4 protein-coding genes are annotated in these 5,043 nt (G+C 72.8%); all 4 read left to right on the top strand.

The window, feature by feature from the left end; genetic code table 11:
* Positions 1–153 precede the first annotated feature (153 nt).
* On the top strand, positions 154–909 hold the full coding sequence (locus tag KN815_RS42420; RefSeq protein WP_216347104.1) for an enoyl-CoA hydratase/isomerase family protein: 756 nt from the start codon (positions 154–156) through the stop codon (positions 907–909).
* A gap of 178 nt (positions 910–1,087) precedes the next feature.
* Complete coding sequence (locus KN815_RS42425) at positions 1,088–1,951, top strand: SCO6745 family protein (protein ID WP_216347105.1); 864 nt, start codon at positions 1,088–1,090, stop codon at positions 1,949–1,951.
* Between the two features lie 564 nt (positions 1,952–2,515).
* Positions 2,516–2,656, top strand: a complete 141-nt coding sequence (locus tag KN815_RS42430; protein ID WP_216347106.1) for an LPFR motif small protein — start codon at positions 2,516–2,518, stop codon at positions 2,654–2,656.
* Positions 2,657–2,797: 141 nt separating this feature from the next.
* Positions 2,798–5,043, top strand: a 2,246-nt coding sequence (locus KN815_RS42435; RefSeq protein ID WP_216347107.1) for a Tex family protein, incomplete at its 3' end; no start/stop codon positions are given.

Here is a 5,043-nt window from a genome sequence, read left to right on the forward strand (position 1 = left end):
TCTGGTACGGACCGATGGAGTACGCGCAACTTGACGCTTATCGAGCGTTTTTGATCGTTGGCGTATGCCACTGTCACGCGCTCGACTGTTCCTGCCCGCCAGGGTTCCGACCATGGTGACTCCGCCCTGACCGGCCCGGATACGATCCGCCACATGGAGCCCTGTCTGGAGCATGAGGTCGCCGACGGCATAGCGACCGTCGTCATCCGCCATCCCGCCAAGCGCAACGCGATGACCCCCGGGATGTGGCGCGCGCTGCCCCCGCTGCTGACCCGGCTCGCCGCCGACCCCGCCGTACGGGCCCTGGTGCTCACCGGCGAGGGCGACACCTTCTGCGCGGGCGCCGACATCGGCTCGCTGAGCGCCACCTACGAGGAGTCCACCGGGCTCGCGCTGCCCGCCGAGGAGGCGCTGGCCGCCTTCCCCAAGCCGACCCTGGCCGCGGTGCGCGGCTACTGCGTGGGCGGCGGCTGCCAGCTCGCGGCCGCCTGCGATCTGCGGTTCACCGAGGAGGACGCCCGCTTCGGGATCACCCCGGCCAAGCTGGGCATCGTCTACGCCCCCGGCTCGACCCGCCGGCTGGTCGAGCTGGTGGGACCGGCCACCGCCAAGTTCCTGCTGTTCTCGGGCGAACTGATCGACGCCGAACGGGCGCTGCGCACCGGGCTGGTGGACGAGGTGCTGCCGGCGGGCGAACTCGACAAGCGGGTGGCGGAGTTCACCCGGTCGCTGGTCTCCCGGTCGCAGCTCACCCAGGCGGCGGCCAAGGAGTTCGCGGCCGGGCCCGTCGAGCCGGACCGGGCGGCGTACTGGCGGGAACAGGCGCGGCACAGCGAGGAGGCCGGCGAGGGCATCGCCGCCTTCCTCGAACGCCGCACCCCGCGCTTCCGCTGGACCCCACCGGCCTGATGACCGTGGCCGGATGACGGCGGCCGGATGACCAGGGCCGGAAAATGGCCGGATCGAGCGGGCTGATGAGGTTTGGCGGGGATCGCGACGGCGTAAGGGTGGCCGGATCCCGCGGGCCCGATGGATCTTGGGGATACCCGGGCTACCGGGGGTCACTACCTGTCGGTAGCGTGCGGCCATGACCACACTTCCCGAGCTTGCCGCCCGTCGCTGTTACAGCGTCGTCAACCCGCTCCACTCCGCCATCTACTTCGCCCCCGACTTCGGCCAGGAGCTCGCCAAGCTGGGCCTGGAGGACAGCGCGGCCGGCTACTTCGTCGGGCGGGCGGCACCGATGGGCCGAGCGACCGCGGGCACCATCACCGCCACCTTCTTCAATTTCAGCCATGACCTGATCGCCCGCCACATTCCGGCCGCCTGGGACGTGGTCTCCCCCGAGGCCGCCCTCAAGGCCCGGCTGCGGGCCGCCGACTCGGTGCTGCGGCGGGTGCTGGGCGAGGACGTCATCGCCTCCAAGGAGCTGGCCGAGGCCGCGGAGCTGGCGTTGCGCGCCACCGAGGCGTGCTCGCGCCCGGCGCGCCCCCTGTACGCCGCCCACGCCGATCTGCCCGTCCCGGACGCCCCGCATCTGGCGCTGTGGCACGCCGCCACGCTGCTGCGCGAACACCGCGGCGACGGCCATCTGATGACCCTGGTCAGCGCCGAGCTCGACCCGGTCGAGGCGCTGGCCTCCCACACCGCGACCGGGCAGGGCATGTCCACCAAGTGGATCCTGCGGACCCGCGGCTGGAGCGCCGAGCAGTGGGAGGCGGGCCGGCAGCGGCTGCGCGACCGGGGGGTGCTCACCGCGGACAACGAGCTGACGGAGGCCGGTGAGCAGTTGCGCCAGCACCTCGAGAAGGAGACCGACCGCCTGGACGCGGCGCCGTACGAGCACCTGGGCGCCGAGGGCGTGGCCCGGCTGACCGAGCTGGCCACCGCCTTCTCCACCACCGCCCGCGAGAACGGCGCCTTCCCGGCGGACCTCCGCGGCAAGAGCTGACGGTCGGCCTCCTGGCCCGGCCGTCCGGGGCCGCACCTCCCGGCGAGGTCCGGCCCCGGACACCTGCCCGCGATACGGCGGCCCGGGCCGCCGACGCCCGCCCCACGGCGACCGGGGCGCGGGCGCGACGCACCTTCACCTCCGGGCCGCTCCGCTCCCCGCCCCCTTCCCGGCTCCTGTCGATATGCGGCTCCGCCGCGCGTGGGGCTGCGCCCCGGACCCAGGACGGGGGCTGCGCTCCAGACGTGGCCCCACCGGTATGGCACGCCCTCAGGCACCCCCGGCGAGGGCCAAGGCAGCCCGGCCCGGGCGCTCCGGGACGGACCGGGCTCGCGGTGAACAGGCAGGCTCGCGGCGGGGCGACGGCCGGGCGGGGCGGGCCCGACCGGGGCCGGGTTTGGCAGGAGCACATCGGGATACCCGCTTGTCGTGCGCGATCGGCCGTCTGACAACCGGGCGCCCACACCGCGCGCCGCGTACGCCGGCACCAGCCCGTGCGCCGCGTAGCGAACGGTGCCCGGCGGCCGCCGCCGAGCCGCCGCCGAGCGACAGGAGGTATCCACCGTGTTCCGTGCCATCGCCGACGTGCTCCGTGCCATCGGTGCCGCCATCGCGACCGTGGTGACGCTCCCCTTCCGCGCCCTCGCCCGCCTCTTCGGCGGCGCCTCCGAGGTGGCGAGCGGACCGCGTCGCAGGCGGGTGTGATGACCGTTTCCGGCTGATACCGGTGTCCGCCCGGCCCGTATCCCGACCCTCCCGGCCCGCCGAAAGCGTCGGCCGCGACCGCTTCGTCAGTGCCACCTGCCACAATGCAGGAGCAGTGCATACCGAAAGCGGAGCGTGATCGTGACGACGTCCATCGAAGGCAGGATCGCCGAGGAACTCGGCGTACGGGAACGGCAGGTCAAGGCCGCCGTCGAGCTGCTCGACGGCGGCTCCACCGTGCCGTTCATCGCGCGCTACCGCAAGGAAGCGACGGAAATGCTCGACGACGCGCAGTTGCGCTCCCTGGAGGAGCGGCTGCGCTATCTGCGGGAGCTGGAGGAGCGGCGCGCCGCGATCCTCGAGTCGATCCGCTCCCAGGGCAAGCTGGACGAGGCGCTGGAGGCGCAGATCCTCGCCGCGGACTCCAAGGCCCGGCTGGAGGACATCTACCTCCCCTACAAGCCCAAGCGGCGCACGAAGGCGCAGATCGCCCGCGAGGCCGGGCTGGAGCCGCTGGCGGACGGGCTGCTGGGCGACCCGACCGTGGAGCCCACGGCCGCCGCGGCGGCCTTCGTGGACGCCGAGAAGGGCGTCGCGGACGCCGCCGCCGCGCTGGACGGGGCGCGCGCCATCCTCACCGAGCGGTTCAGCGAGGACGCGGACCTCATCGGCGAGCTGCGTGAGCGGATGTGGGAGCGCGGCCGGGCGGCCACCAAGGTGCGCGAGGGCAAGGAGGAGGCGGGCGCCAAGTTCGCCGACTACTTCGACTTCGCCGAGCCGTTCACCGAGCTGCCCTCGCACCGGGTGCTGGCGATGTTCCGCGGCGAGAAGGAGGAGGTCCTCGACCTCACCCTGGAGCCGGAGGAGCCCTCCGAGGAGCCCGGCCCCACCTCCTACGAGCGCTCCATCGCCCACCGCTTCGACATCGCGGACCGCGGCCGCCCCGCCGACAAGTGGCTGGCCGACACGGTGCGCTGGGCCTGGCGCACCCGTGTTCTGGTCCATCTCGGCATCGATCTGCGGCTGCGGCTGCGGCAGGCCGCCGAGGACGAGGCCGTCCGGGTCTTCGCCGCCAACCTCCGCGATCTGCTGCTCGCCGCCCCGGCGGGGACGCGCGCCACGATGGGCCTCGACCCCGGCTTCCGTACCGGGGTGAAGGTGGCCGTGGTCGACGCGACCGGCAAGGTGGCGGCCACGGACACGATCTATCCGCACGTCCCCCGCAACCAGTGGGACCAGGCCCTGGACAAGCTGGCCGGGCTGGCGCGTGAGCACGATGTGGAGCTCATCGCGATCGGGAACGGCACGGCGTCCCGCGAGACCGACAAGCTGGCGGGCGAGCTGTGCGGCAGGCATCCCGAGCTGAAGCTCACCAAGGTGATGGTCTCGGAGGCGGGCGCCTCGGTGTACTCGGCCTCCGCCTTCGCCTCACAGGAGCTGCCGGACCTCGATGTCTCGCTGCGCGGCGCCGTCTCCATCGCGCGCCGGCTCCAGGATCCGCTGGCCGAACTGGTCAAGATCGACCCGAAGTCGATCGGCGTCGGCCAGTACCAGCACGACCTGTCCGAGGTGAAGCTCTCCCGTTCGCTCGACGCGGTCGTCGAGGACTGTGTGAACGGCGTCGGGGTGGACGTCAACACGGCCTCCGCCCCGCTGCTCAGCCGGGTCTCGGGCATCGGCACCGGCCTCGCGGAGAACATCGTCTCCCACCGCGACGCCAACGGCCCGTTCGTCAACCGCAAGGCGCTCAAGGACGTGGCCCGGCTCGGCCCCAAGGCGTATGAGCAGTGCGCGGGCTTCCTGCGCATCCGCGGCGGCGACGACCCGCTGGACGGGTCCAGCGTGCACCCCGAGGCGTATCCGGTGGTGCGCCGGATGGTCACCAAGGCGGGCGGCGACGTGTCCACCCTCATCGGGAACACGACGGTGCTGCGGGAGCTGCGGCCGGACGAGTTCGTGGACGACGCCTTCGGCCTGCCGACGGTCACCGACATCCTCAAGGAGCTGGAGAAGCCGGGCCGCGACCCGCGACCCGCCTTCAAGACCGCGACCTTCAAGGAGGGCGTCGAGAAGATCGGCGACCTGTCGGCCGGGATGATCCTGGAGGGCGTCGTCACCAATGTGGCGGCGTTCGGGGCGTTCGTCGACGTCGGTGTGCACCAGGACGGCCTGGTGCATGTCTCCGCGATGTCCAAGACATTCGTCAAGGACCCGCGGGATGTGGTCAAGCCCGGCGATATCGTCCGGGTGAAGGTCCTCGACATCGACATCCCGCGCAAGCGGATCTCGTTGACGCTCCGGCTCGACGACGAGGCGGGCGCGGCGTCCGGCGGCGGCCGGGACCGCAACCGCTCCGAGGACGCCCGCGGCCAGCGCGGCGGGGGCCG

This window comes from Streptomyces niphimycinicus (genome assembly GCF_018883605.1).
Taxonomy (GTDB): domain Bacteria; phylum Actinomycetota; class Actinomycetes; order Streptomycetales; family Streptomycetaceae; genus Streptomyces; species Streptomyces niphimycinicus.

Coding starts and splice junctions, on each gene's coding strand:
- KN815_RS42420 (WP_216347104.1), top strand. CDS start 154: ATGGAGCCCTGTCTGGAGCATGAGGTCGCCGACGGCATAGCGACCGTC.
- KN815_RS42425 (WP_216347105.1), top strand. CDS start 1,088: ATGACCACACTTCCCGAGCTTGCCGCCCGTCGCTGTTACAGCGTCGTC.